Genomic DNA, 26,186 nt, shown 5'->3' with positions numbered 1-26,186 from the left:
TCAATTATTTTTCCTTTAGTATCTGCTGGATGTCGTAGTATATCGAGTCCCTCGACACTCCGAACATTCTGGCGAGCTCCGAGATGTTCAGCACCTTCGGGTTGTAGTTGAACTCCTTGAGAACCCGTGCGATGAGTCTCCGCCTTTCTTCCATTGTGAACTCCTCGAAGGGTTTCTGCTCAGTGGGGGCGTTGTAAACGGCAACAGCGACGCCGTAGGCCCTCCTCGTAACGGGGGTTACGTAGGTGCCGACCTCGAAGTCCACAACCTCAGCGTTCTTCGGCAGCTTCGAGTTGAGAATCTCTAGGGCTTTGTTGAGGGCATCGGCCCTGTTCTTACCAGTTGAATGTTCCGCAATGATGCCCTTTAACATATCTTTCTCGTCGTCTATGAGCACCGTAACTCCAAGGTTCATAAAAGCTCCAAAGCTCAGGGAAATCTTTGCGGATGATATGAATCCGTGGGTTGATTGGAGGGCCTTATTTGATAATTCAACCACAGTGCTTGTACAATCCTCGATACTTGCAGATTCATGCTGGAAATTAAGCAACCTCATGCCACCACCCCTGCTGATTACACAATATTGAAGGCCTCACCCTCAAATTTGGGTAGAAAGCTATATAAGGGTTTTTGGATTGAAAAATGGAATGAAGTAACCCTTCGGAGGTGTTGAGGAATGTTCAGACTCAATAGGAGGAAGGGCCAGGGTGCCATCGAGTACCTCTTCATGATCGCGGCCGCCCTGGTTATAATCCTGATAGCTGTGAGGTACGTGAGCAACAGTGGAAGCCAGGCACAGGAACAGGGTAACATTGCCCAGCTTCAGGCCCAGGCTGAGCTTGCCAAGAGCAACCTTATAAGCAGAAACGCTTGGAATGACAACTATATAGTGACCTGGGGTGACAATGGAAACAAGACTCTTGTTATAAAACCGGATAGTTCTACTCCCCTAGTTAACGCAACGGCTACTCATGCAGATACATACAAATCAGTAATCAGCAACGATTTGACTCTCAAGAAGGTCTATGACAACTGTATGGCTGGGGATGAGAAGTATTGCTATATCTTAATTGATCTTGGCTGATCCCATGACTCTTTTCTCTTTTCTTTGGTGATAGCGATGCGTGCTCAGGCTTCTATTGAGTATATGTTCATGTTCATCCTTGCGTTTGCTATGATATTCGCCGCTCTTTTTGCATACAATTCTGGTTATCTTCCAAAGACACTTCAAACTGGCGAGCAGGTTGGCACTCTTTCCCTCCAGAACTCCGCCCAGTACATCGTCGTTCAGCTCAACGCCACGGGAACCTGGAAAGACATCAAATCCAAGGCCGTCTCCCTCTCGACCTCGAACGGAAAGACCACCTGCACAGTCCAGGGGACTTCCTACTCAGGCGATTATTCCGGTGTGATCAACTACGACGTGAACGGCAAGAACATGGGACAGATTTATGACGACTGCATGGACGGCAACGATGAGGCGTGCAAGGTAATAATCTGCGCGCTGGGAAGCTAGGGAGCTGGATAACTGCAAAACTTATTTAAGCATTGCGTTGATACCACCCATTGGAGACAGAAACTATTGAGGGTGATCCTTGTGTGCGCCCAAGCGGCGAGAGAGTACTATACATTCTGGCAAAGGTTTTTCAGAGACGTTCCTCTTCTCATGTTCACAGACATCACATCGTTATCAGACGTATTTGGGAAAATACGGGCGCAAATAGATGAAAACTCCGATGAAATCCTGCAAAAACTTCTACAGATCACTCCCGAGGAGGCAACTAAAGAATCCTACGAAAGAGCAATAGGGGATATCAACAACATTATCCTATCTGAAACATCCCCCTTCTTGGACGAACTCATGGAGGCCGCGGAAAACAGCTACATAAACCCAGAAGAAGTCAAAGAGGAAGTGCTCAATATCTTAATCCCCGAGATTGTGGAACTTCAGGCTCAGGTGAACGAATCGAACAGAAAACTATGGGAAAAGGCATTAAGCAAGGACAACCTAACCGAAGAGGAAGTTAAGCAGTTTGAAATCCTCGACAAATTCTTGTCCCTGGAGGCGAACCTCCTTGGGATAATGGTGGAAAACAGGGATTTCAACACCATAGAAGAACTAATCGGATACTTCCTCCTCCTGCTTCTGAGAGTGCTGAAAATCGTCGAAGAGGAAAGAGACCTAGCTGAACTTGAAAAAGACTTCAAAATCGTCGCGGAGAAAATAAAGTCCCTAAATCCCGAACCAAGGACAATAGACGACTACTTCATTGACGAACTTCTGGAAGACTGACTTTCTTTGAAGCCAGAGGAGGATGAAACATGCTGGAACAAGGTGAAATATGGACGGCACCGTTTCCTTACTATGAACTCCAGGGTAACAGCCAAAAATTCGTTTTAAAAGACAAAATAAGGCCTGTCATAATTGTCTCAGAGAATAAATTCAACTCAGATAACTTGGACGTTATAGTTTGCCAGGTATCCCGCCACAAAGACTACCGAATACTAAGCCTACCTCCTGAACTCAAAAGGAGGGTGATAATAATCTCCAACTCTAACCTAGTGCCTGGAACGGGAAGGCTGAGGAACATAAGCATCATCAAGCCGTTCAAATTGTTCACCCTTCCCAAGGACATCGTTCTAAACGGAAAGCTAATCGGAAAACTCGACCGGCCGACACTCAAACAACTACTATCCAACATCCACAGCCTCTTTTAATCCCCGAACCTCAAACACTAAGCTCGCTCGCCTTGAAGGGCAAAGCTTTCAAAAAGAAAAGATAAACCTTTAAATCTCCTTTCTCCAAATCCCCTTAAGGTGGTGGCGATGGCGTTCCTCTCATTCGGCTCCAAGAAGGGTAAGGTTCAAAAGATGCTGGAGGAGAGCCAGTTCGAACTCCTTCTCCAGGAGGCAGTAAAGGACAAGAAGATCAGGGAGGCCCTCTTTGAACTTCTCTCCTCGAACAACCCGGGTGTTGTTGGAGATGCCCTGCTAACGATAACGAACCTCGTGGAAAGCAACCCTGATGTTGTCAAGGGTCATTTTAACGAGGATACCTTCAGGAAAATCCTTGGCCTTACGGAATCTAGAAACCCCTACGTCAGGGAGAACGCGATGACGCTGGCTTATGCTATCGTCAAAACCTATCCGGAGCTTCTCGACAAATACAGGGCCTGGATTGTTGAGGAACTTGGGAAGCAGCTCGAAACAGGGGACAAAAACCAGAAGGGATTCGCCCTCATGATCATAGGGGAACTCGGCCTGCGCGAGCTGTCAGAGAAGGTCCGGGAGTTCGTGGACGTCGAGGACAAAGTGATACTTCCCTTCGAGGGCAAGAAGTGGGTCAAGCTCGGAGATATAGCAAAGGAAGCTCTTGAAAAGCTCTGAGGTGGGAAAAATGCTGGAGCTTTTAGTTCTTCTTTTCCTTCTTATAGCAGTTGGATGGATCCTCATCAAGCTGACCCTGGCAATAATCAAGTGGCTCGCCCTGAACACGATAGCTGGCCTGCTGATAATCGGCCTCCTCAACTTCCTCGGCGTCACTCACGTCCAGCTTAACCTCTTGAACCTTCTCATAGTGGCAATCGGTGGAATCCCGGGTGTTTTCATAGTAATCCTGCTCTCCCTTCTGTAGCTCCAAACCTTTATAAAGGCCCTTTTCGTGCCTATTTCAGCGAGAGAAGTTAGGGGTGATGCTCATGTCTCACAAGTCTGCCGAGATGTACGAACTCAAGAAGAAGGTCGAGGAGCTGAAGAGCTATCGAGGCCGCGCAACCGAGCTCGTCAGTCTCTACATCCCGGCCGGCTATGACATAAACAAGGTCATGCAGCAGCTTAGGGAGGAGTACGGGACCGCTCAGAACATCAAGAGCAAGTCAACTCGAAAGAACGTCCTTGGTGCACTCGAAAGAGCGATGCAGCATCTCAAGCTCTACAAACAGACCCCCGAGAACGGCCTGGCTCTCTTCGTCGGAAACGTGAGCGAGCAGGAAGGTGTGAGCGACATAAAGCTCTGGGCTATCGTTCCACCCGAGCCGCTCAACGTCAGGCTATATCGATGTGACCAGACCTTCGTTACCGAGCCCCTTGAGGAGATGCTCCGCGTTAAGGACGCCTACGGCCTTATAACCGTCGAGAAGAACGAGGCGACTATAGGTCTCCTCCGTGGGAAGAGAATCGAGGTCATAGACGAGCTTACCTCCAACGTCCCCGGAAAGACCCGCGCCGGTGGTCAGTCGGCGAGGCGTTACGAGCGCATCAGGGAGCAGGAGACCCACGAGTTCATGAAGAGGATTGGGGAGCACGCCAACAAGGCTTTCCTGCCCCTCCTTGAGAAGGGTGAGCTCAGGGGCATAATCATAGGCGGTCCTGGTCCGACGAAGGAGGAGTTCGTTGAGGGAGATTACCTCCACCACGAGCTCAGGAAGAAGGTCATCGGCGTTGTTGACATCAGCTACCACGGTGAGTACGGTCTAAGGGAGCTTGTTGAGAAGGCCAGCGACATCCTCAAAGACCATGAGGCAGTTAAGGAGCGTCAGCTCATCCAGGAGTTCTTCAAGCACCTCGTCAAGGACACGGGAATGATAACCTACGGTGAGAAGGAAGTTAGGAAGGCCCTTGAGCTCGGCGCCGTTGACAAGCTCCTAATCAGCGAGGGCTACGACAAGGTTCGCGTCAGGGCGAAGTGCAACAACTGCGGCTGGGAGGAGCTCAAGACAATGAGCGAGGGGGAGTTCCATGTTTACAAGAAGCAGTTAACTCACTGTCCCAAGTGCGGAAGCCAGAACATAACCTTCGAGAAGTGGGACGTAGCGGAGGAGCTTATAAAGATGGCAGAGGAGAGCGGGGCGGACGTCGAGATCATCTCCCTCGATACCGAGGAAGGCCAGCAGTTCTACAAGGCCTTTGGAGGTCTCGGAGCGATTTTGAGGTACAAGATTCAGTGAGCTATTTATACGCTTCCCCTCTTCTTTTAAGCCGATGGATTAGTATAACTCTCTCTTCCCAGTTTACTGAGTAGATAACCCGGTATTCACCGAGTCTAACTCTGTATATATCCAGATCATCGGAACCCTTCAGCTTTGCGATATCAAACCTGTCCCTCGGAACGGCTTCATACTGAAGAACGTCCTTCAGCTCCAGAAATCTGTTGAGATTGGCTTTGGCATTTTCTTTAGCTCTTTTATGACTTCCTTTCTGATTTTAACTCTGAACGTCATTCTTCATCCTCCAGGATTTCATCGAGGTCTTCGGCATCAATCCATTCCTCGCTTTCCTCCTTGAACTTTCTCGCTTCCATTTCTATCTCTCTGAGCTCCTCCTCGGGGACTTCGTCCTTCACAAGGGGAACGAGCATAGACTCAAGTCTTTGGATGTGAACCTTGAGCCTCTCCAGTTCAGAGAGAATATATTCAATGCGTGCATCAGTAGTCCTTTCCATACTCTCACCGTCTAGTGGTATCTACAGGAGGTATTTTTATGTTTCGACTACTTTTTTCTTGGCTTACAGAACCTCTAAGAGGAGAGCCCTCACCTTTTCTTCAACTTCCTTTCCATCCATAGTGTAGGGCGGCCTGAGGACGGGTTTTATCGAGAAGCCCCTGACTCTCATTGCGAGCTTTATAGCCGATCCAAACGACGAGGCGATGTCATAGACCTTTGAGAGTTTAGCCAGCTTTCTTGAGTATTCAAAGGCCTCCTCAAAGCGCTTCTCGTTGAAGGCCTTGTAGAGGCGTAGATGAAGCTCTGGTGCAAAGTTCGCGCACGCCATTATTCCGCCATCGCCGCCGAGGATCAGCGTGTTGAGGAAGTGCTGGTCGAGGCCAGTGAAGACCCTGAAGTCTTTCCTTTCTCCCTTCACATCGAGAATAATGTCCCTTATGTAGTTCACGCTGTCTAGGGTGGCCTTAATGCCGGCAATGCTTGGGTACTCTATGGTGAGGCGCTTGACGAGTGGAACGCTCAGCGAGTTCGCACAGGCGGGGATGTTGTATAGTATGATTGGGATGTCGGTTTTCTCCGCTATCATTGAGTAGTGCCTGAATAGTGCCTCCTCGGTGAGGGGACAGTAGTATGGGGGCGCTATCACGGCGTAGTCTGCGCCAATATCCTGGGCGTGCTTTGTAAGTTCAATGACCTCGAGGGTGTTCGATGATGCCGTCCCCACGAGGTAGAACGCTGAAGTTACAAGTTCCCTGCCCTTCTCGGCCAAAAACCTTCTCTCCTCCTTGCTGAGGCTCGTAAACTCCCCGGTAGTCGCGTTTATGAATATTCCGTGAACCCCGACCTTCTGGAGGTAGTCGAGGTGCTCTTCGAGAGCTGGTACGTCTATTGAATAGTCCTCTTTGAAGGGCGTGACAATGGGGACTATAACGCCACGCATGGAATCACCGGGATAAAGTACGTCTAAAAGGGTATTTTAGTGTTGGTATTGCACGAAAACCTTAAGTATCGGTACCGATACTTAGTATCGGGGGCGATACCTAATGCTGTTTGATCCAAGACCTAAAGAAAGAAGGGAGGAAATCTTTGACAGGGAGAAAGAACTTGAAAGTATACTTAACGGAATGAACGAATATCCGATAAGCCTCATCATCGGAATTAGACGAGTGGGGAAAAGTTCTCTGCTGAAGGTCGCCCTGAACGAGTACTCCGGTATTGGAATTTACATGGACACCCGCCGCCTCTATTCCGCTGGTAGCGGCAGTATAAGCTCAGCTATGCTCGTTGACGAGATAACCAGGATACTCCTCGGGAAGGGCAGGGTTGGTTTCCTTAGGGGGATTAAGGTGGAGGAGATAAACCTCCTAGGCCTTCACTTAAAACCCAGGGAATCAACCTGGGTTGATGTTCTGGATAGGCTGGAGCAGTTCGGAAGAAAGACTGGAAAGAAAGTCGTCATTGCCTTCGACGAGGCTCAGTACCTCCGTTTCTTTGGTTCACGAGGGGGTAAAGACTTCCTCGCAGGAGTAGCTTATGCCTACGATTCACTCCCAAACATCAGCTTCGTGTTCACAGGTTCCGAAGTGGGCCTCCTCCACGACTTTGTTGGAATTGACGACTATTCCAGCCCCCTCTACGGCAGAATATCAGAGGAGATCGAGATAAGGGCGTTTCCCAGAGAGCTCTCAGAGGAATTCTTGAGGAGGGGATTTGCAGAAGTTGGAGTTAAAGTTCCTGAAGATGAGATAAGAAGAGCTGTTGACGAGCTCGATGGTATCCCCGGATGGCTCGTTGAGTTCGGATTCAACTACTGGAAGAAGGGAAGCTTTGAGAAAGCTATAGAGACAACCATGAACAGGGCAAAGGCCATGATAAAGGAGGAGCTCTTTGAGTTGGAGAAGCGCTCCCCCCGCTACGCTTTGATTTTAAAGGCGATCTCAATTGGACTTTCAAGGTGGTCTCAGATAAAGGACTATGTTGAGGCCAAAGGCGGTCCGATAACCAACGCACGCCTCAACAGCCTTCTCGTGAACCTGGAGAAAATGGGTTGGATAAAGAAGGAAAACGGCCGCTACCACATTATAGACCCGGTTGTGGAAAAAGTGATTAAAGAGGACTGATCACATCCTCTCCGGCGCCTTTATTCCGAGAACATCAAGTCCGTTCCTGAGAACCTGCTTTACAGCCAAGACGAGGAGCAGGCGCTCCTCTCTTATTCCCTCCTCGGCCTTGAGCACTGGGTGGTCCATGTAGAACCTGTTGAAGAGCGAGGCCAGTTCGTTGAGATAAGCTGGAACGAGATGGGGCTTGACGTCCCTGCCAGCGCTCTCCAGAACCTCCGGGAACTTCGCGAGGAACTTTATCAGCTCCTTCTCCCTGTTTGTCAGCTTTGAGAAGTCCGCCTTCTCAAGCAGGGCATTCCAGTCAGTCTCCACTCCGCTCTCTTCGGCCTTCCTGAGGATAGAGGCACACCTTGCATGGGCGTACTGGAGGTACGGGGCGCTGTCTCCCTCGAAGTTGAGGACATCTTCCCAGCGGAAGGTGATTACCTTGTCCGGGCTGTACTTGACGAGGTTGTAGCGGACTGCCCCAACGCCAACAGCCTCGGCTATCTCATCTTTCTCCTCATCGCTCAGGTTCGGGTTCTTCTGCTCGACAAGCTCCCTTGCCCTCTGGACGGCCTCGTTGAGGACTTCATCGACGGTGAAGCCGACCCACGTTCCCTTCCTTCCGGAGAACGAGCCTTCAGGTCTTACCACGTGCTCGTAGGCCAGGTGGTGGAAGTTTTCAGCCGCATCCTCAAAGCCAAGGAGCTGGAGCGCGTACTTTATCGCCATCTGCGGGTGCTTCTGCTCGGCGCCGATGACGTTGATTACTATATCAGCCCTTCCGAACTTTCCGGGCATCTCCTTTCCGTCGGGAGCCGTCGTCCAGGTCTCGTGGTCCTCAACCCTGTCCCAGAGCTTGTAGAGCATGTCGGCTTTGACCTTGCCAAACTTCCAGAGGTGGTAGGCTATGTCCTTGCCGGTATAGGTTGCCGTCCCGTCGCTCCTCCTCAGAACGAGGAACGGGTTCTTCATATCAGGGAAGAGCTTTCTTAAGTCCATCACGAAGGCTCCCTTGTACTTGCCCTCCGTCGCCCAGAAGAAGTTCTCGTTCTTCTCTATCAGCCCGTAGGCCTCGCCGAAGATCCCGCTCTTCATTATGTCGCTCTCCCAGCTGAGGAGGTCGTAGGTTATCCCCATGCGGTAAGTGGTGAGCATCTGCGCCCTGACAACGCGCTCGGCGAGCTTCCTTCCAACCTCGGCTATCTCGTTGTCGCCCTCTTCGAGCTTCTTCATCAGCTCGCGGACTTCCTTATCAACCTCTGGGTTCTCCTCAAGTTTCTTGTTGACCTCAACGTAGAGCAGGCCCATTACATGGTCTATGAAGTCCTCCTTCAGGCCCTTCTCGCGTAGCTCCGCTTCAATCCTCTCAAATTCCTCCTTCAGGTTTAGGTAGCCCCATAGAACCTGGGCGAACTGAACGCCGAGATCGTCAATGTAGTTCTGAACCTCGACGGTGTAGCCGAGCTTCCTCATTATCCTCGCCATCGTGTCGCCGAGAACGGCGTTCCTCGCGTGCCCCATGTGGAGCGGCTTTGTCGGGTTCACAGAAGTGTGCTCAACTATGACCTTCTTTCCACTCCCGAGTTCACTCTCGCCGTACTTCTCGCCCTTCTCGAGTATTTCCCTCACAAGGGCCTTTCCAAAGAACTCGTAGTCGAGGTAGAAGTTTATGTAGCCGTTCACGGCTTTAACGTCCCTTATTTCTTCTGGGAGCTTTTCCTTCACTCTCCCAACGAGTTCCTCGGCTATAAACTTCGGCGCCTTCCTGAATACCCTGGCCAGCTGGAAGGACACTGCCGTTCCAAAGTCGCCCAGCTCGATGCTGGGGGTGTCATCAAAGGTTATCTCACCGTCCCATTCCTTTCCAGCCTCATGGAGCATTTCATCAAGAGCTTGACGCAGTGCGAGCCTTACCCTTTCCTGAACTTCTTTGTAAACCATCCTCACCACCGGCCCAACTACAACCCAACCTTTAAAAACTTCTCCCGCGAGCTTACTAAGGGGATGGGTATGAAGCACCACGTAGGTGAGCACAAAGCTAAGAAGGGCCTCATAAGGATAGAGTTCGACGAAAGGGATGGAAGGGCTGAAAACGTCAGGATAACGGGAGATTTCTTCATTCATCCCGAGGAGACTGTTCATGAACTTGAAAGCAGGCTTGAAGGGCACAAGCTCGAAGAGCTGGAGGGGATAATAGACGAGTTCTTTGCCATGAGGCTTGACGTCGAGATGCCTTATATAAACGTCGAGGACTTCAAGATAGCGTTGAAGAAGGCCCTCGAAGGGTGAAACCCGTGGGGAGAATTGGCAGGTATTTCCTCTATCTACTGTTGGCACTCTTCGCTGGCATAGCTGCGGGTCTGGCATACGTGAGGTTCCAGCCGGGAATGGCCTTCGAATATATGGAGCGGCTTGCCAGACAGTTTGGAAGTATCTCCGAGAACCCGTTCAGAAATTTTGTGTGGATATTCCTCAACAACGCCAGGGTTGCGCTTCTGGTGGTTGTGGCGGGTCTCTTTTTTGGTGTTGGTTCTGGTTTTGTGATATTTGCCAACGGGTTCATAGTCGGACTTGTCGTCGGCGTGCTCAAGGAAGAAGGAATCCCAGTAAAAACTCTCATTTTGGGCCTTGTGCCACACGGGATTGTAGAAATCCCCGCGATACTCCTGGCCGGAGCGGCAGGTATGTGCTGGTACCGCAGGATTATGGAGTCAGAAGATAAGGGAAAAGGCCTCAAAGAGGGTGCCCTCCAGGCCTTGAGGCTTTACATTGTGGTTTTGCTGATGCTCTTAATCGCTGCGTTTATCGAGGCTTACATAACTCCCAACGTTGCCGGCCTCTGATGAGACGAGGAAAGTTCCCTCGGTTTCATATGTTTCTATCTCCTTCAGGATTACCTCCATTGGGTTCTCAAGCCCCGAAACAACGCTCCGGATGTAGTTCCTGTAACTGCCGTTCATTTCTATCATCCTTTCCGCCACTGTGGCAACTTCCAGGGGATCCGTTGAGTGGAACTTTACCCCAAGCTCAACGAGCCACTTGGTAACGGCGAGCAGTTTTCCAGGGTAAGTGGAGATCGTTGGAGTCCCGAGGGCTATTGCCTCCCTGTTCATCGTTCCCCCTGCTCCTATCATCAGTCTGGCGTAGTAAAGAAGGCTCAAGCTGTCCACGGGCTTTTCTGGCATTATGACGTTGTCAAAGCGCTCAAAGCGCTTCCTCTGCTCTTCAGTTCTCGGGAACAGGACTATTGGGATGTCTGGAAGAAGGGGTATGACGTCCTCAAGAATGCTCTTTATGTCGCCGTTGAAGTAGTTGGCCTTTATGGGTTCGGTGCGCATAACGATGTACCCGTTGCGCTTCACCCCAAGCTCTTTCAGAACCTTTCTCTCGGGCTTAAAGCCGTAGAGGTGGGCTAGCTCGGAGAATCCGTTAACGGGCCTCATGCCGTTCGGGTCTGCACCGCACTTGATCAGCTCATAGGCATCAATAGCTCTTGGATACAGGAGCAGTTTTGTGAACGGGGCTATGAGCTTGTTCTGACCAATCGCGGTCTCGTTGTCAATGAAGCCTATGCTGGGTACCTGGAGGCCAAATGCAACCCTTGGAGCTTCTGCGGAGTGCTTGTAAATCGCCAGGTCGGGCTTTTCCTCTATTATGAGCTTGCTGAGTTTGTAAACCCTCTCCGAGCTTGCCAGAAGTTTTCCTTCAAGAGTAGCCCCTCCGTGCTTCCCGACGACGTAGTAGTCAAAGCCGAGCATATCGAGAATTCCGGTCAGGCCGTCAAACTCCCTCGTGGTGATTATAATCTCATAGCCGGACTTCTCAAGCTCCCGTATCAAGCCCTTGAAAAAGTGAGCGTGAGGCGCGTTGGTTATATCCACCCAGACCTTCATTCTACCACCATCCAATAACTGGACGCATCTGTCCATTATAAGGGTTTCCAAAAAACCGTTGTGAAGGCGTTTTTTTCTGTGTCCTCAACTCTTGCTTTTGATTGAAAAAGCTTTCTAACCCTTTCTTTGGATGAAATTGGCTGTTAAATGTCTTCCTTCAACTACACCCAAAATCCGCTCAGGTTTTTGAGAGGCTGGCATTTCTAACTAACTTATCACACCCTAAAACATTTTCACAACCGTTGGCTGGAAAAGGCTTTTATTCCGTCCAGGATAGCTCCCCCCGGTGGTAGATGTGAAGGAAATAGCCGTAATCGGGCTCGGATACATTGGGCTGCCGACTGCGATAATGTTCGCGAATGCAGGGTTTAGGGTCACTGGTTATGAGATACGAGAAGACGTTGTTAGGAGCATAAACTCTGGAAAAGCTCACATAATAGAGCCCGAAATAGACGAACTCCTGAAGAAGGCCGTCTCAAGCGGCAACCTGCGGGCGACTTCTGACCCTGAGGAGATAAGGAACAAAGACGCCTATATAATCTGCGTCCAGACCCCCCTAAAGGAAGACAAAACCCCCGACCTGAGCTACCTTGAAAGCGCGGTCAGAACAGTCGCAGAGCGGATGAAAAAGGGTTCCCTTGTCGTGATAGAGAGCACAGTCCCCCCGCTGACGACTGTCAAAATGGCGAAGCTCATCGAGGAGATAAGGGGATTCAAGGCAGGCGAGGATTTCTACATGGTGCACGCGCCCGAGAGGGTTATGCCTGGCAGGATATTCAAGGAACTTGTCTATAACTCCAGAATCTTTGGCGGGATAACCCCAGAGAGCTCAGAGATAGCTGAAAAGCTCTACCGCTCCTTTGTGAAGGGGCAGACTTTCAAGACAAGTTCCACCGTTAGCGAGGTCGTGAAGCTCATGGAGAACACCTTCCGCGATGTGAACATTGCCTTGGCGAACGAGTTCGCCTTCCTCGCCCACCAGTACGGGGTAAACGTCTTTGAGGCGATAGAACTGGCCAATACACACCCGCGCGTGAACATTCACCTTCCGGGAATCGGTGTCGGCGGCCACTGCCTTCCTAAGGATCCCCACCTTCTCCTCTGGCCGGCTAAGGAAGATTTTGGCCTCATAAGAACCGCCAGGGAGATAAACGACTCAATGCCGCTCTTCACGAAAGACCTTCTGTTTTCTGCGTTTAAGCAGCTTAACGTTCCACCTGAAGAGGCCGTGGTTGCCGTCCTTGGGCTGGCTTACAAGGGAAACAGCGACGACACGAGGAACTCCCCTGCCATAGCTTTTATAGACGCCATAAAGGACGACGTCAGGGAAGTCAGAAGCTATGACCCGTTTGTTGGGGGAAGCGCTGAAAGCCTGGAGGAGGCTCTGAGGGGTGCCGACGCGGCGGTTATCGCCACTGACCACACGGCCTTTAAGAACCTCAACTGGGAGGAGCTTGGGAAGCTTATGAGGACGAAGATTCTGATAGACGGCAGACACATCATAGACAAACCTCCGAGAGGCTTCCTCTTTAAGGGCATAGGGAGGGGTGAATATTGAAACCCGCCCTTGTGTTTGGGACCAGGCCCGAAATCATCAAGCTGGCCCCCGTCGTAAGGGCTTTCCTTGAAATGGGAATTAAGCCGTTGCTCATTCATACCGGCCAGCACTACGACTACGAGATGAGTAGGATTTTCCTTGAGGAACTTGAGCTTCCGCCGATAGACTACCACCTCGAAGTAGGCTCTGGAACTCAGGCGGAGCAGACGGGGAAGGCCATGATTAAAATCGAGAAAGTCTTGATGGAGGAGAGACCCGACGTTACTTTAGTACAGGGCGACACCAACACCGTTCTAGCGGGTGCTCTGGCGAGCGTGAAGCTGAAGATACCCGTCGCCCACGTTGAGGCTGGGCTGAGGAGCTTTGATCGGACGATGCCCGAGGAGATAAACAGAATCCTAGCTGACCATGCGAGCGAAGTCCTGTTCCCTCCGACCGAAGAAGCCAGGAAAAACCTCGAGCGGGAGGGCATAACGGAAAACGTCTATGTTGTGGGGAATACAATAGTTGACGCCGTACTCCAGAACTCCCTGGTGGCGGAGAAAAAGAGCGACGTCCTCGAGAGGCTTGACCTTAAGCCCAAAGAGTACATCCTCATAACGGCCCACCGCGCCGAGAACACCGACAGCTGGGAGAACCTTACCAGGCTTGTTGAAATCCTCGAAAGTCTTCCGATGATGGCCGTTTACCCTATCCATCCGAGGACAGAGGGCAGGCTCAAGAGGTTTGGTCTCTGGGAACGGGTTGCCTCGATAGAGAACCTTATACTCACCAAACCGCTCGGTTACCTCGACTTTCTGAGGCTGGAGAAGAACGCCTTCGCCGTAATGACCGACTCGGGAGGTGTTCAGGAGGAGGCGATAATTCTCGACGTGCCCTGCCTGACCCTCCGTTACAATACTGAAAGGCCGGAAACAGTCAAAGCTGGGGGCAATATCTTAGTGGGCCTTGAAAGGGAGAGGGTTCTCCGCTACCTGCAAAGGCTGATTGAGGACAGAGACTTCTATGAGAAAATGGCAAAGGCACCTAACCCGTTCGGGGACGGAAAAGCCGGAGAGAAGATTGCAAAAATCCTGGTTGGGCTATATGAAAAAGGGGAGCTGAAAGTTAAAAGCTCCCGCTTCATCTGATTATTCTTTTTCATCGCTTTTCAAGAACTAACCTTTCATGGCAATACTCTTAAGCAGTATAGATGGGGAAGTAATGTACGGCGATCACTGTTTATCTCCAAATACGGAGTTGATGTAGTCCTCGGTTGATTCGGTGATGTTCTGAACTTTTTCCAGGGCATCCTCCAGTAGTTGTCCAAGTCCATTTTGAGTTTCGTTGTTGTCTGTGCCGATTTTGAAGACCCCAAGAAACTTCTCTATTATTGACTTCGATGTTTCGGTCGAGTTCTTCACGACCTTCAGAGTGTCGTTGTACACTCTGTACGCGTAGTCTGAGCTGAGGGAGGTGTTTCCCACGTACCAGTCGGTTGGGTCTAGGACTTCCCTGAGGAGACTCTCGTTCATCTGATCTACAGTATACACCCCCGATCCTGGAAGCGGTGTGTTCTCCGCTAGATATTCTATCTGGTTGCCAGCGGGGTTTAACTGGGGCATGTTGTTTTTCCCCACATTGATGCCGTTGACGAGCTTGTCCGGGTCTTGGAGGGGGTCGGTGATTCCGTTGAGCACGTTGGAGATAGAACCAAGTGCAGACATTACGTTAGTGTACACCATTATGAGCAAAATTAACATAACTATCGAAATTATGGCCCTTTTCATTCCCCTCCCCCAATTGTAGTTAAACTTTTCATCGTATTTAAGGATTATGCTATTAGAAAGGTATTTTATTGGAAATTTTACAAATGTTCGCCCAATTAGTTTGGATTGCTCACAATGTTACAAATCTTGTCTGGAATGTTGGAGCATCTTGAACTACACGGGGGTCCCGATGTATATTCCATGCCTGGTTCTCACTATTCTAACCCTTATCCTGTCCCCAACTTCCGCTCTGGTATTTATGACTTCGATGAGTCTGTTTCTGGCTTTTGCTATCATCTCTCCCTCTATCCTGCCTGGGAGAACTACCTCTGCCTTAACGACCTCTCCCGGTCTGAATGCAAGGGGAATGAACTCCCTCTTCTCCATCCCGAAGTGTTCGGGCTTTAGAACGAGGGGCTTCATTCCAGTCTTTTCTTCAAGGGCCCTAAGCCAGGCATAGAATTCCTTGAAGGGCTTGACCTTGGCTATGACAGGGTTTCGACCGAACTTGTAGGGAACGTAGTTCTGGAAGCCCAGCGCGGGCCAGCGCTTTCCGGCGCCGATCTTTCTGGCGAACTCTATGAAGGCCTCAGCCTCGTTGTCGTTCACCCCGAAAATGATAACGGGTGCAATGAGAACGTCTATTCCTGCGTTCACAAGGGCCTCCGCCATGTCGAGGACGTGCTGGAGATCGTAGTCTTTCCTGCCCATCAGCATTTTCGCCTTGTCTGGGTCGAGGGAATGGATCGAGAGGTTTACCCTGTCGAGGCCAGCCTCGGCCAGCTCCTCAACCAGCTTGTCGTTCAGGAGCGTCCCGTTGCTCTGCATTGAAATAACCGAGACGTTTGGGTGCTCGCGGAGGGCCTGGACGAGCTCTACACGGAAGGGATATATGAGAGGTTCGCCCTGACCGTCGAGGTGGGCCTCAAGGCCCTTTCCTTTTATCCGGGCAACCTCATCAAACCACTTCATCAGATAGTCTATGTCAACAACGTAGTCGAGCTTCCTTGTTCTTGAATAGGGACCCTCGTCAACGGAACAGAAAACGCAGCTGAGATTGCAGCCGCTCACTCCCCTGACCTGAATCAGGTTAGTTCCCCTGTCGATCAGGCCAAAGGCGTTGTAGCCGAGGAGAGGGACATCGAGGCCCTCGTGGATGTAAAGAACTTTCCGTTTGGTGTATCTGTTCCTGAGAAGGGCTCCTAGATTGTTCTGAATGTAGATTGCAATGTACTTTTCAATTCCAGGATAATCAGTGTCAATGAAAAGTCTCCCATCTTTTATAATTAACTCGGGCTTTACGCGGTACTTACGCTTGATTACTCTGATCAGCTCTTTTTTGTCGAAGTCCGCGTAAAGTGTCTCTCTCCATACCAGCCTTATGCTATCGCCGACATCTTCAAAGGTCACGTGGGGCAGTGAGACTTCAATCATGTCCACGGGTTTTCATCCGCTTTTAAAAACTCGACGATGGAGGTTTTATCCATCCTCAAAATTTTTAAACCCCTGAGATTGTCATTATGCGGACATGGAAACATTTTAATATCAATGATGCAAAAAGTATAGTGGTGAACTTAAGTGGGTGATGCAGGATGTGGGGAAGGATCGAGCACTACTTTGACGAATATCCTGTGAGGAAACTCATAGCGAAAACCCTCCTGAAGTATGGTCTTAGGGTCTCCGATGATATGAAGATAAAGGCCGGGGACATTGAAGTCCCGTACACCAAGATAGCCAAGGCCCTCGATGTTGACAGGAGAGTCGTTAAAGAGACCGTTGGAATGATTCTCAAAGTTCCCGAGCTGAGGGACATATACACGAACCTCGAGCCGACCGTCCACATGAAGTACGTCGGCAGGCACGTTGGCTACGGCGTCATCGAGATAGAACCCGAACCGAGGGCAGTGGGAATACTCGCGAAGATAGCCCAGAAGATAGCGGAGCATGACATAAACATCATACAGGTAGTCGCAGAAGATCCTGAACTCTACCCTGAGGCTACCCTTACGATAATCACTGAGAGGCCCATACCGGGAGACTTAATAAACGAGCTCTCCAAGCTCGAAGGTGTCAAGAGAATATCCATATATTAGTCGAAGTTTCTGCTTCTTTTCCTATTCTCATTACTAAGATTTTTAGAAGATTTTGGGGCTTTTCGACGGGAAGGGACTTTGATGCCCGCTTTTTTGGACTGCTGGACAAATTAGATACCTCCATTTTAACCAAAAGTTCTAAACCTTTGTTCTTTGCAGATAACGTTTATAAGGTATCGTTAGAAACCCTCGGTTAGCAGTCCAGAACTGCTGAGACTCTCTGGAGGGTTGATGAATGGAGGAAGCGAGTAAGATTAGCAGGTACCTATACACCCTGATAATCCTGTTTTTAATATGGCTGGCACTGACGGCAAGCCTCGACCAGCAGGAGCTTATCTTCGGCTTCGTTCTCTCAGCGATAGTGGCGGCGATAACATACCCAATATTCACAACGAGAGGACTGGCGAACCTCCATCCGAAGAGGGTCGCCTACGCGATAGCCTACGCTCCCTACTTCCTGTGGGCGATGATCATGGCAAACTTAGACGTTGCCTACAGGGTTCTCCACCCCAAGAGGCCGATAAGGCCGGGGATAGTTCACTGCAAGACCATCCTCAAAACAAACCCTGGGAAACTCTCACTGGCAAACTCAATAACCCTCACGCCGGGTACGATAACCCTCGACGTCGATGGGGACGACTACTTCATCCACTGGATATGGGTTCCGGACGAGGTTCTCCACGCTGAAAGCGAGGAGGTTCACGTTGAGAAGGCCTCCGAGAACATCACAAGACCCTTTGAAAAATTCCTGAAGGTGATCTTCGGATGATAGGGATAGGTGTTTATCTGGCACTCATAGCGATAGCAACACTGCTCAGCATGTACCGCTTCATGGTCGGCCCAACGACCCCCGACAGGCTGGTGGCAGTGGACATCATGACCACGATAACAACGGGACTGATGGTGCTCTTCGCGCTCTACTACAAGCGCATCATCTTCCTCGACGTTGCTCTGGTTTATGCAATCCTGGCCTTCGGCGGTGTCATAGCGTTCGCACGCTACATGGAGGGAGGTCTATGAACGTGCTCTCAGCACTTGGTGAAGCTCTGGTTTTAATTGGAACGTTCTTCTACTTCCTCTCAGCCCTGGGTCTCATCAGAATGCCAGACGTTTACAACAGGATGCAGACATCAACGAAGAGCGCCACCCTCGGATCCCTCGGCGTCATGGTGGGAGTCGGCCTCTGGGCGGTTGGCGACGGCCTCTCGTGGTCTTGGTTCACCAAGAGCGTCGTCATAGCGCTCTTCCTTCTGCTGACCAACCCGATAAGCGCCCACGCGCTTATCAGAGCAGCCTACAAGAGCGGAATCCCGCTTTGGCAGGGCAGTGTGGTTGACAAGTACCGCGAGCACCTGGAGGCCAAGGAAAAAGCCGAAACCGAAGCCTCAAAGGAGGGTGGTGAGGAATGAACTGTATAACCTGTATTGAATACATAGTAGTTGCCCTCATGATCATATCGGCAATACTCGCAGTTGAGTGGAGGGATCTGCTTGCTGCAGCAGTCGGTATGGCCGCGGTGAGCCTGTTCGCGTCGATCCTGTTCTTCATGCTTCAGGCTCCCGATGTGGCAATGACCGAAGCTGCCATAGGTGCCGCACTGAGCGGCGCTATAGTTATCTTCGCCGTTAAGAGAACCCAGCGCTTTGAGACTGAGGAAGAGGAGAAGCCAGGGTGGTGGGTGAGATGGTGAGCATACTCAAGAGGTCGCTCGCGATAATCACACTCCTGATAGTTGGCTACTGGCTGGCCCAGGGCCTCGCTGGAGTCCCATTCGGCGAGGACAAGATGCTCGTTGGCCATTACTACCTCCAGCACGTTAAGGAACAGACGGGAGCCGTTAACGCGGTAACGGCGATAGTCGTTAACTACCGTGGTTTCGATACCCTCGGTGAGGTCACCGTTCTCTTCATAGCCTCGACTGGTGTCGCTGCCCTTCTCTGGAGGAAGAAGAGGGAGAGAACAGCTAAGGTCGAGGGTTCCGTCGTCCTCACAACTGGTGCGGAGCTTCTCTTCCCGTTCATAGTCATGTTCGGTGCCTACATATTCATCCACGGACACCTCACCCCTGGTGGAGGTTTCCCAGGTGGAGCGACGATAGCCACGGCATTCTTGCTGCTGTACATGGCGTTCACGATCTACGAGATTCCCCACAAGGCCTTTGAAAAGGTCGAAGGTCTAGCTGGAATGAGCTACGTCCTCGTCGGCCTCATCGGGCTTGCAATCGGCGGCTACTTCCTCTTCGACTGGATATGGCAGACCTGGCACTGGGGCACTGACAACATCGGCAGACTCTTCAGCGGCGGCTTCATACCGATAATCTACACGATAATCGGCATCAAGGTCGGAACGGAGCTCAGCGGTATCGTTGACAACATGCTCAAGGAGGAGGTGAGAGAATGATTTCAGTCTACTACTTCGGCGCGATAGCACTCGTCCTCATAGGCCTCTACGGGGTCCTCGTCAAGAAGAACCTCATGAAGATACTCATCAGCCTGAGCATCATGGAGACCGGCGTCAACCTTCTCCTGATAAGCGTTGGCTACGTCTCAGGGAAGAGCGCACCCATTCTGAGCGAGGGAATAAAGTGGAACCAGGCCGTTGACCCAATCCCGCAGGCTCTCGTCCTCACGGCAATAGTTATCGGTGTTGCCACAACTGCTATGGCCCTTAGCGCTGCCATTTTGATCTATGAGAAGTACGGAACCCTTAACGTTGAGGAAATAAGGAGGTTGAGAGGATGAACGGTCAGTACGCTTCACTCCTCATAGCTTTACCGCTCATCAGCGCATTCTTCGTCCCGCTGATAAAGGGACTTGGAAGGAAGGCCGTGATGGGCTACCTAGTGCTCATCACCGCACTCCAGACTGCAATAGCCGGCTGGGTGGCAAACGAGGTCTATTCCACAGGGAAGCCGATAATAGTCATGGCAGGTGGCTGGAAGCCGCCAGTCGGCATTAACCTTTACATCGGCCACTTTGCGGCGCTCTTCGTGTTCATAATAGCAGTAATCAGCTTCTTCATGGCGTTCTTCAGCTTCAGAGCAGTCACCGTCGAACCGGTTGACAAGTACGCCATGCTCTTCCTCCTGCTGATGCTCGGTGCGACGGGAATGATAGCGACGGGAGACCTCTTCAACCTGTTCGTCTTCATGGAGATAACCTCAATAACTGCCTACGCCCTCACCGCCTACAACAAGACCGGCGAAGCGGCTGAAGCCTCAATGAAGTACATCGTCCTCGGTGGAATAGGCTCAAGCTTCTTCCTCATCGGCGTTGCCCTCATCTATGGGGCGACTGGAACCCTCAACATGGCTCACCTCGCTCAGCTTGCGGGAGCTATTGACCCGACTGTTGCACAGGTCGGCCTCGCACTGATAATCTTCGGCCTGGCAGTCGAGGCTGAACTGTTCCCGCTCAATGCCTGGGCGCCGGATGCCTACCAGGCCGCACCGCACCCGATAACCGTTATGTTCTCAGCCTTCGTCGTCAAAGCTGGCCTCTACGCGATAGCAAGGCTCCTCTACATACTCCAGAACGCAAACGGATGGAGCGGCGTCCTTAAGCTGGTCATAATAATGGCCACCTTGACAGTAGTCGTTGCCGAGTTCTCGGCACTGAGACAGAAGGACGTCAAGAGGATGATAGCCTACTCCTCGATCAGTCAGGTGGGAATGATTGCCTTTGCCCTCGCCCTCGGCACTCAGGCAGGCGTTGACGCGGGAGTCTTTCACATGGTCAACCACGCCATCGTTAAGGCCCTTCTCTTCCTCACGGTCGGATACGTCGGCGTTGCCCTCGGCGGGACCACCATCGAGAACTTCCAGGGACTCGGCAAGAGGATGCCTTTAACGGCTTTAACACTCACCATAGGTTCCCTCGCCGCCGTCGGAATACCGCTCTTCAACATCTTCTGGAGCAAGGTCAGGATACTCCTCGCCGGTGTCGAGGCTGGCTACTCCTGGAGCGTCGCCCTCATCCTCGGTGCCAGCGTCGTCGAGGCGGTTTATTACCTCAGGCTGATCCATACGATATGGTTCGTCGAAGGCGGCGAGAGGGTCAGGGAGAACTTCGCCATAGGCGTCATAGCAATCTTCCTCGCTGCATTGATAATAGTCATAGGCGTTTACCCGAACGACGTCTGGACTATCGTCCAAAAGGCCGGTCAGGACATCTTTAACGTGGCCAACTACATCAAGAACGTTCCTCTAATGGGGGTGGGAGCATGAACGAAATACCGATTATCCTCTTTACTCCTCTCCTTGCTGGAGTGCTCGCCTGGCTGATTAACGTGAAGGGAGTCCGCGAGCTTATCGGAGTCATCGGTGCAGCCACTCCATTGGCGTTCCTCGCCAAGCTCTACCCGACTATCGTCAACAATCCGAACAACCCGATAACTTACCAGATGACCGTGAGCGGGTTTAAGGTAACCTTCACTCTGGGAATGCTGAACTGGTACTTTGCCGCCATAGCTTCCCTAGTCGGCCTGGCTATGGCATTCGGCATGGTCTCAACAAGCAAGAACGGCTACGACTGGCTCTTCGCCCTTATGAGCTACACTGGAGTCCTTGGCGTCTTCCTCAGCTGGGACTTCGTCAGCTTCTTCCTGCTCTGGGAGCTTATGACCTTCGCCAGCTTCATGATGGTTCTCAAGAGGAACAGGCACGAGTCCCTCAAGTACTTCGTGCTGAGCGTTATCGGAGCCTACGCTATGCTTCTGGCAATAGCGCTTATCTACGCTAAGACAGGGGCCCTCGACTTTGACTCAATAAGGCAGGCCCTCTACATGGACGCGATGCTCGGCTCAATCAGCAAGGGTGAGACCGCTCTAATCTTCGTTCTGTTCCTCACGGCGTTCGGCGTTAAGGCTGGTGCCTGGCCGCTCCACGTCTGGGCACCAGGAGCTTACAGCGAGACCGACCAGAGCTACACGACCTTCTTCAGCGGCGCCCTCAGCAAGGCAGGGGCCTATGGATTCCTGCTCCTCTACATCCTGATGGGTGCCAAGCTCTACTACGCCCTCGGAACCTTCCACGGCCACCTCACCTTTGCGTACATAATAGCGTGGATAGGAGCTATAACGGTCGTCGTCGCCAGCTTCTTAGCCGTTCTGCAGGAGGACATAAGGAAGCTCTTCGCGTACTCGTCAGTCGGTCAGGTTGGCTACATCCTCCTCGCCTTCGGACTTGGCACGGGGCTTGGCTTCGCTGGAGGTCTCTTCCACGTCCTCAGCCACGCCGTCTTCAAGGGTCTCTTCTGGCTCGTCACAGCCGCTATAATCCTCCAGACAGGCAAGACTCAGTTCAAGGACTTCGGCGGATTAGCTGAGAAGATGCCCTTTACCTTCGCGATGGGACTCATAGCAGTCCTCAGCCTCGCAGGAATACCGCCGATGGCTGGTTTCGCCAGCAAGTGGCTAATCTACGAGGCCGCTATCAGCGCCCACATGCCCCTTGTAGCTGGAGCCATATTCCTCGGAAGCGCGCTGGCCTTTGCCTACGTCGTCAGGTTCCTCTACGCGGTGTGGTTCGGCCAGAGGCCCAGCGACCTTGAAGATGTGAAGGAAGCCCCGCTACCGCTCCTCATAGCGATGGCAATACTAGCAATCCCGAACATCGTCTTCGGAATAGCTCCGGGACTTGTCACGAACTACCTCAACAAGGCCCTCGGTGGAGAGGTCGTGGGCGGCAACTACTACAAGCTCGTTACTCAGACCGGAACCTACAACGCCCTGACCGTTGCCCTCCTGCTCGTGGTTGGCCTGGCCATAGCTGGTCTCATCTACCTCTACGGCGCGAAGGCAAGGAGAATACCGGTTACCAACACATACCAGTCGGGTAACCCCGTAACCGAGGAATTCAACCTCAGCATAAGGAGGAACTTCTACCTTCCGCTCAAAGAAGCCTTAGCGTTCTGGCTCAGGTACAGCTTCGACAAATTCTACGAGAGGATTGCCCAGCTCAGCGAGGACTTCGCTGACACACTGAGGGAAGGGTTCTACAACGGGAACGTGCAGGCCTACTCATGGTATCTGGCCATAGTACTCGTAATCCTGGCTCTCTGGGGGGTGCTGTGAATGATAGACTGGAAGCTCATACTTGAGACGATTGGGATACTCATCTACGCGACTTTCATGGGCTTCATCTTCATGGGTATCGAGAGAAAGGCGATGGCGAGGATACAGAGAAGGGTTGGACCCCCGATATACCAGCCCATCATAGACACCCTTAAACTGCTCGGCAAGAAGGAGAGCGTCAGCCACGGCTTCATCTATGACTTCGGCCCCGTGTTTGCCCTCGGAGCCAGCATAGCAGCGCTCCTCTTCATACCAATAGCCAACTTCCAGCTGTTCAGCACCAACGCAGACCTCATCGTCGTTGCCTACCTCCTTGAGGTCCCGATGCTCGGAATAATGCTCGGTGCAATGAGCTCAGGAAACCCGTATTCAGCGGTCGGTGTCCAGCGTGGACTCCTCACAATGGTTGCCATGCAGCTCCCATACGGCCTAGCTCTGATAGCCCTCATCCAGCACTGGGGAACCTTCAAGCTGAACGATATAGTTGCTCTCCAGCAGGCCCATGGATGGAGCATAACGGTCCCAGCACTGCTCCTAGCGCTGATAGTCTTTGACATAGTCTTCCAGGCAATGCTAGGTCTCGAGCCGTTTGACATCATTCCAGCACCGGCGGAAATCTCCATGGGTCCGATGGTTGAGTACGGTGGAAAGCACGCGGCACTGCTCTTCACCCAGCACGCAGTTCAGCTCTTTGCTGAAACAGCGTTCTTCGCTGTGCTGTTCCTCGGTGGAGCGAGCAACCTCCTCGAACTCCTCATCAAGCAGATTGCAGTGCTGTTCATATCGATTTTCATAGCCAGCATCTACCCGAGGTTCACCATTGACCAAGCGGCGAAGTTCTTCTGGAAGTGGCCCACGATAATCGGAATAATAGCCGTCCTCCTGACGATGTGAGGTGATGGTGATGAGCGAGATGCAGAACGGTGATGTAATACACTACGAACTGAAGGAGTTCCAGCTCTTCGAGCCCCTCTTCAGGTGGGCTAGAAAGAAGAGCCTCTGGATAGTGGCCTTCTGTACCGGCTGTGGCGGTATCGAGATGCCGCCGTTAGCCACCGCCAGGTACGACTTCGAGCGTTTCGGAATAATGCCCAACCCAGCCCCCAGGATGGCAGACCTCTTCCTCATCACGGGCTACGTCACGCCGAAGACACTCAAGAGGATAATCATAACCTACGAGATGATGCAGGATCCGAAGTACGTACTCGCCCACGGCTCCTGTCCGATAAACGGTGGCGTCTACTGGGACTCCTACAACGTGGTTAAACAGCTCGACAAGTACATACCGATTGACGTTGCCATAGCCGGCTGCATGCCGCGGCCGGAAGCTGTCATGGACGGAATAATGGAGATAATGCGCAAGATTGAGAACGGTGAAGCCGACGGCTGGAAGAGGTACAAGGAGAACTACGAGTGGTACAAGAAGAACCAGGATGAGCTGTTCGGCGAAGGATGGCGTGAGAAGGATGCAAGGAGGTGGCTCGCATGGATATGAACGAGAAGCCCAAAGTCGAGGAGAAGGTTCAGGAGGAGGCAACCGTGGAGGAGAAGCCGACCCTTCCGGACACAAAGGAAGGAAAGCTCGTGAAGGCGCTCCTTGAAAAGGCCCCCTACGCCGAGGGAGAGGTAATCCGCGAGAGACGCATCAAGTTCATCGTTCCAGCGGATAGAATACACGAATTCCTTGAGCTAGCAAGCGAGAAGTTCGAGATGCTCATGCAGATAAGCGTCGTGGACTGGCTCAAGGAGGGCCAGTTCGAGGTCAACTACCAGCTCTGGAGCGTAAGCGAGAGCGTTCACGCGTTCGTGAAGACAAGGGTTCCAAGGGACGAGGCGAAGCTCCCGACGGTCATGGACATCTGGCCGGTTGCTGAGACCTACGAGAGGGAGGCACATGAGTTCTTCGGAATAATCTTCGAGGGCAATCCGAGACTTGGGCCGTTCATCCTGGAGCCGAGGGAGTACGAGAAGCACCCGCTCAGGAAGGACTTCAACATGCTCTCCTACGTGAAGGAAATCTACGGTGAGGACTTCGATAGGTATGACGAGAGCAAGACTAACTACGTGATATGAGGTGATGATCATGGCTAATTTGGAAGTTCCGAGAGAGCTTAGGGAAGAGGCGAAGGCCCACGACATGTACCTGCACCCGATAGACAAGGACACCTACGAGCTGTTCTTTGGTCCACAGCACATGGCAACGGAGAACTTCAGCATAATCCTGAAGATGGACGGCAACAGGGTCGAGAAAGCTATAGTCAATCCAGGCTTCCTCCACAGGGGTTTTGAGAAGCTCGCCGAGCAGAGGCCATACTTCACCAACATCGCCCTGCTCCTCCGTATCTGTGTTCCCGAGAGCGATGTCCCAGAGAACATCTACTCAATGGCCGTTGACGAGATCGTCGGCTGGGAGGTTCCAGAGAGGGCCATCTGGATAAGGACGGTCGTCTTGGAAATGGCAAGGCTCAGCGCATGGATGTTCTGGATAATGGGCTTTGGAAACGAGATAGGCCTCTACACCGCCGGCCAGTGGGCGGCAGCCTACCGTGAGAGGTTCATGCGTCTGTACGAAGAACTCACCGGAGGCAGAGTCTACCACATCTACACCGTTCCAGGCGGCGTGAGGAGGGACATACCTGGAGACAAGTGGCTCCGCCAGCTCAGGGACACCGTCGAGTACCTAAAGGGCAAGCTCAAGGATTTCGACGAGATACTCTTTGACAACTACATCATGTTCGAGAGGACTGAGGGAGTCGGTGTTATGGACAAGAAGTTCGCCCTTAAGCACGCGGTAACCGGGCCGAACCTCAGAGCAGTCGGCGTTCCCTACGACGTCAGGAAGGACGACCCGTACTACCTCTACGACCAGCTCGACTTCGAGGTTCCAGTCCTCAAGGAAGGGGACAGCCTCGCGAGGGTTCTCGTCAGAAGGTACGAGATGGAGCAGGACCTCTACATACTCGAACAGCTCCTCGACATGGGGCCGCCGAGCGGGCCTTACATGGTTCAGGACGCCCGCCTTAAGGCCCTCCCGAGGTTCAAGCCTCCAGCTGGGGAGGCCTACGCCCACGTAGAGAGCACCAAGGGCGACTTTGGGGCCTTCGTTGTCAGCGACGGAACACACAAGCCCTACCGCGTCCACGTCAGGGGGCCAAGCCAGAGCCACGGTGTTACGGTACTTGAAGAGCTCCTGAAGGGAGCGCGCCTCGCTGATGTCCCGGTCATATTGAAGACCCTTGACAACTGTCCGCCGGACATAGACAGGTGATGAA

33 protein-coding genes are annotated in these 26,186 nt (G+C 52.0%); 25 read left to right on the top strand and 8 right to left on the bottom strand.

Annotation, left to right across the window (positions count from 1 at the left end; translation table 11 throughout):
• Positions 1-4 precede the first annotated feature (4 nt).
• Positions 5-556, bottom strand: a complete 552-nt coding sequence (locus TK_RS06150) for a hypothetical protein (protein WP_011250197.1) — start codon at positions 554-556, stop codon at positions 5-7.
• A 120-nt stretch (positions 557-676) separates the two neighbouring features.
• Here TK_RS06150 and TK_RS12330 point away from each other — a divergent pair, with 120 nt between their 5' ends.
• The 7 genes from TK_RS12330 to prf1 all read left to right on the top strand — a co-directional run bounded on the left by TK_RS12330 (position 677) and on the right by prf1 (position 4,946).
• Positions 677-1,084 carry a class III signal peptide-containing protein gene (locus TK_RS12330; protein WP_011250196.1) on the top strand — a complete coding sequence of 136 codons (408 nt, stop codon included), beginning with the start codon at positions 677-679 and terminating at the stop codon, positions 1,082-1,084.
• A gap of 36 nt (positions 1,085-1,120) precedes the next feature.
• Positions 1,121-1,516 (top strand): hypothetical protein, encoded by a 396-nt coding sequence (locus tag TK_RS06140; RefSeq protein ID WP_011250195.1) that lies wholly within the window; start codon positions 1,121-1,123, stop codon positions 1,514-1,516.
• Between the two features lie 150 nt (positions 1,517-1,666).
• Positions 1,667-2,293 (top strand): hypothetical protein, encoded by a 627-nt coding sequence (locus tag TK_RS06135; protein ID WP_143598689.1) that lies wholly within the window; start codon positions 1,667-1,669, stop codon positions 2,291-2,293.
• 29 nt (positions 2,294-2,322) lie between these two features.
• Entirely contained in the window at positions 2,323-2,718 is a 396-nt protein-coding gene (locus tag TK_RS06130) for a type II toxin-antitoxin system PemK/MazF family toxin (RefSeq protein WP_011250193.1), read from the top strand.
• A gap of 108 nt (positions 2,719-2,826) precedes the next feature.
• Positions 2,827-3,387, top strand: coding sequence for a hypothetical protein (locus TK_RS06125; protein WP_011250192.1), 561 nt, complete (start codon positions 2,827-2,829; stop codon positions 3,385-3,387).
• A 10-nt stretch (positions 3,388-3,397) separates the two neighbouring features.
• The gene (locus tag TK_RS06120) at positions 3,398-3,634 is read left to right on the top strand and encodes a pro-sigmaK processing inhibitor BofA family protein (RefSeq protein WP_011250191.1); all 237 of its coding nucleotides are present in this window, start codon (positions 3,398-3,400) and stop codon (positions 3,632-3,634) included.
• 64 nt (positions 3,635-3,698) lie between these two features.
• On the top strand, positions 3,699-4,946 hold the full coding sequence (gene prf1 / locus TK_RS06115; RefSeq protein WP_011250190.1) for a peptide chain release factor aRF-1: 1,248 nt from the start codon (positions 3,699-3,701) through the stop codon (positions 4,944-4,946).
• 1 nt (position 4,947) lies between these two features.
• Here prf1 and TK_RS12350 read toward each other — a convergent pair whose 3' ends face one another.
• The 3 genes from TK_RS12350 to TK_RS06105 form a co-directional block, all read right to left on the bottom strand.
• Complete coding sequence (locus TK_RS12350; protein ID WP_394295120.1) at positions 4,948-5,055, bottom strand: type II toxin-antitoxin system RelE family toxin; 108 nt, start codon at positions 5,053-5,055, stop codon at positions 4,948-4,950.
• A gap of 160 nt (positions 5,056-5,215) precedes the next feature.
• On the bottom strand, positions 5,216-5,440 hold the full coding sequence (locus TK_RS06110) for a DUF5646 family protein (RefSeq protein ID WP_011250189.1): 225 nt from the start codon (positions 5,438-5,440) through the stop codon (positions 5,216-5,218).
• A 63-nt stretch (positions 5,441-5,503) separates the two neighbouring features.
• Complete coding sequence (locus TK_RS06105) at positions 5,504-6,382, bottom strand: dihydrodipicolinate synthase family protein (protein ID WP_011250188.1); 879 nt, start codon at positions 6,380-6,382, stop codon at positions 5,504-5,506.
• A 103-nt stretch (positions 6,383-6,485) separates the two neighbouring features.
• Between TK_RS06105 and TK_RS06100 the strand changes: the two genes are divergently transcribed.
• Positions 6,486-7,562, top strand: coding sequence for an AAA family ATPase (locus TK_RS06100; RefSeq protein WP_011250187.1), 1,077 nt, complete (start codon positions 6,486-6,488; stop codon positions 7,560-7,562).
• Here TK_RS06100 and TK_RS06095 read toward each other — a convergent pair whose 3' ends face one another.
• Entirely contained in the window at positions 7,563-9,491 is a 1,929-nt protein-coding gene (locus TK_RS06095; protein ID WP_011250186.1) for an arginine--tRNA ligase, read from the bottom strand.
• A 69-nt stretch (positions 9,492-9,560) separates the two neighbouring features.
• Here TK_RS06095 and TK_RS06090 point away from each other — a divergent pair, with 69 nt between their 5' ends.
• Together TK_RS06090 and TK_RS06085 are read left to right on the top strand one after the other, a co-directional pair.
• Positions 9,561-9,839: a lipoate protein ligase C-terminal domain-containing protein gene (locus TK_RS06090; protein WP_011250185.1), complete on the top strand. Its 279-nt coding sequence runs from the start codon at positions 9,561-9,563 to the stop codon at positions 9,837-9,839.
• 5 nt (positions 9,840-9,844) lie between these two features.
• Positions 9,845-10,393, top strand: a complete 549-nt coding sequence (locus TK_RS06085; protein WP_011250184.1) for a stage II sporulation protein M — start codon at positions 9,845-9,847, stop codon at positions 10,391-10,393.
• Here the strand turns inward: TK_RS06085 and TK_RS06080 are convergent.
• On the bottom strand, positions 10,340-11,443 hold the full coding sequence (locus TK_RS06080; RefSeq protein WP_011250183.1) for a DUF354 domain-containing protein: 1,104 nt from the start codon (positions 11,441-11,443) through the stop codon (positions 10,340-10,342). The genes TK_RS06085 and TK_RS06080 overlap by 54 nt on opposite strands.
• 349 nt (positions 11,444-11,792) lie before the next feature.
• Between TK_RS06080 and TK_RS06075 the strand changes: the two genes are divergently transcribed.
• On the top strand, positions 11,793-13,001 hold the full coding sequence (locus TK_RS06075; protein ID WP_232500641.1) for a UDP-N-acetyl-D-mannosamine dehydrogenase: 1,209 nt from the start codon (positions 11,793-11,795) through the stop codon (positions 12,999-13,001).
• Positions 12,998-14,131 (top strand): non-hydrolyzing UDP-N-acetylglucosamine 2-epimerase, encoded by a 1,134-nt coding sequence (gene wecB, locus TK_RS06070; protein WP_011250181.1) that lies wholly within the window; start codon positions 12,998-13,000, stop codon positions 14,129-14,131. Before TK_RS06075 ends, wecB begins: the two co-directional genes overlap by 4 nt.
• A gap of 84 nt (positions 14,132-14,215) precedes the next feature.
• Here wecB and TK_RS06065 read toward each other — a convergent pair whose 3' ends face one another.
• Positions 14,216-14,725: a hypothetical protein gene (locus TK_RS06065; protein ID WP_143598687.1), complete on the bottom strand. Its 510-nt coding sequence runs from the start codon at positions 14,723-14,725 to the stop codon at positions 14,216-14,218.
• Between the two features lie 198 nt (positions 14,726-14,923).
• Positions 14,924-16,183 carry a radical SAM protein gene (locus TK_RS06060; protein ID WP_011250179.1) on the bottom strand — a complete coding sequence of 420 codons (1,260 nt, stop codon included), beginning with the start codon at positions 16,181-16,183 and terminating at the stop codon, positions 14,924-14,926.
• Between the two features lie 158 nt (positions 16,184-16,341).
• Here TK_RS06060 and TK_RS06055 point away from each other — a divergent pair, with 158 nt between their 5' ends.
• The 13 genes from TK_RS06055 to TK_RS05995 all read left to right on the top strand — a co-directional run bounded on the left by TK_RS06055 (position 16,342) and on the right by TK_RS05995 (position 26,182).
• Entirely contained in the window at positions 16,342-16,842 is a 501-nt protein-coding gene (locus tag TK_RS06055) for an ACT domain-containing protein (protein ID WP_011250178.1), read from the top strand.
• Positions 16,843-17,077: 235 nt separating this feature from the next.
• Positions 17,078-17,611 (top strand): Na+/H+ antiporter subunit E, encoded by a 534-nt coding sequence (locus tag TK_RS06050; RefSeq protein WP_011250177.1) that lies wholly within the window; start codon positions 17,078-17,080, stop codon positions 17,609-17,611.
• Complete coding sequence (locus TK_RS06045; RefSeq protein ID WP_011250176.1) at positions 17,608-17,862, top strand: monovalent cation/H+ antiporter complex subunit F; 255 nt, start codon at positions 17,608-17,610, stop codon at positions 17,860-17,862. Before TK_RS06050 ends, TK_RS06045 begins: the two co-directional genes overlap by 4 nt.
• Complete coding sequence (gene mnhG, locus TK_RS06040; protein WP_011250175.1) at positions 17,859-18,251, top strand: monovalent cation/H(+) antiporter subunit G; 393 nt, start codon at positions 17,859-17,861, stop codon at positions 18,249-18,251. Before TK_RS06045 ends, mnhG begins: the two co-directional genes overlap by 4 nt.
• Positions 18,248-18,532, top strand: coding sequence for a DUF4040 domain-containing protein (locus TK_RS06035; RefSeq protein ID WP_011250174.1), 285 nt, complete (start codon positions 18,248-18,250; stop codon positions 18,530-18,532). The genes mnhG and TK_RS06035 overlap by 4 nt, the downstream gene beginning before the upstream one ends.
• A 2-nt stretch (positions 18,533-18,534) precedes the next feature.
• Positions 18,535-19,242, top strand: coding sequence for a Na(+)/H(+) antiporter subunit B (locus tag TK_RS06030; protein ID WP_048053840.1), 708 nt, complete (start codon positions 18,535-18,537; stop codon positions 19,240-19,242).
• Positions 19,239-19,583, top strand: coding sequence for an NADH-quinone oxidoreductase subunit K (locus TK_RS06025; RefSeq protein ID WP_011250172.1), 345 nt, complete (start codon positions 19,239-19,241; stop codon positions 19,581-19,583). The genes TK_RS06030 and TK_RS06025 overlap by 4 nt, the downstream gene beginning before the upstream one ends.
• A complete protein-coding gene (locus TK_RS06020; protein ID WP_011250171.1) occupies positions 19,580-21,067 on the top strand; it encodes a proton-conducting transporter membrane subunit in 1,488 nt (495 codons plus the stop codon). The genes TK_RS06025 and TK_RS06020 overlap by 4 nt, the downstream gene beginning before the upstream one ends.
• On the top strand, positions 21,064-22,914 hold the full coding sequence (locus TK_RS06015) for a proton-conducting transporter membrane subunit (RefSeq protein ID WP_011250170.1): 1,851 nt from the start codon (positions 21,064-21,066) through the stop codon (positions 22,912-22,914). Before TK_RS06020 ends, TK_RS06015 begins: the two co-directional genes overlap by 4 nt.
• A complete protein-coding gene (locus TK_RS06010) occupies positions 22,915-23,808 on the top strand; it encodes a respiratory chain complex I subunit 1 family protein (RefSeq protein WP_011250169.1) in 894 nt (297 codons plus the stop codon).
• A gap of 10 nt (positions 23,809-23,818) precedes the next feature.
• On the top strand, positions 23,819-24,409 hold the full coding sequence (locus TK_RS06005; RefSeq protein ID WP_048053713.1) for a NuoB/complex I 20 kDa subunit family protein: 591 nt from the start codon (positions 23,819-23,821) through the stop codon (positions 24,407-24,409).
• On the top strand, positions 24,400-24,987 hold the full coding sequence (locus tag TK_RS06000) for an NADH-quinone oxidoreductase subunit C (protein WP_048053712.1): 588 nt from the start codon (positions 24,400-24,402) through the stop codon (positions 24,985-24,987). Before TK_RS06005 ends, TK_RS06000 begins: the two co-directional genes overlap by 10 nt.
• Before the next feature lie 10 nt (positions 24,988-24,997).
• Entirely contained in the window at positions 24,998-26,182 is a 1,185-nt protein-coding gene (locus tag TK_RS05995) for an NADH-quinone oxidoreductase subunit D (RefSeq protein ID WP_011250166.1), read from the top strand.
• Positions 26,183-26,186 lie beyond the last annotated feature (4 nt).

The sequence above is a fragment of the Thermococcus kodakarensis KOD1 genome, from assembly GCF_000009965.1.
Lineage (GTDB): Archaea > Methanobacteriota_B > Thermococci > Thermococcales > Thermococcaceae > Thermococcus > Thermococcus kodakarensis.
The sequence above is the reverse complement of the archived record's forward strand: the minus strand, read 5'-3'. Positions and strand labels throughout refer to the sequence as shown.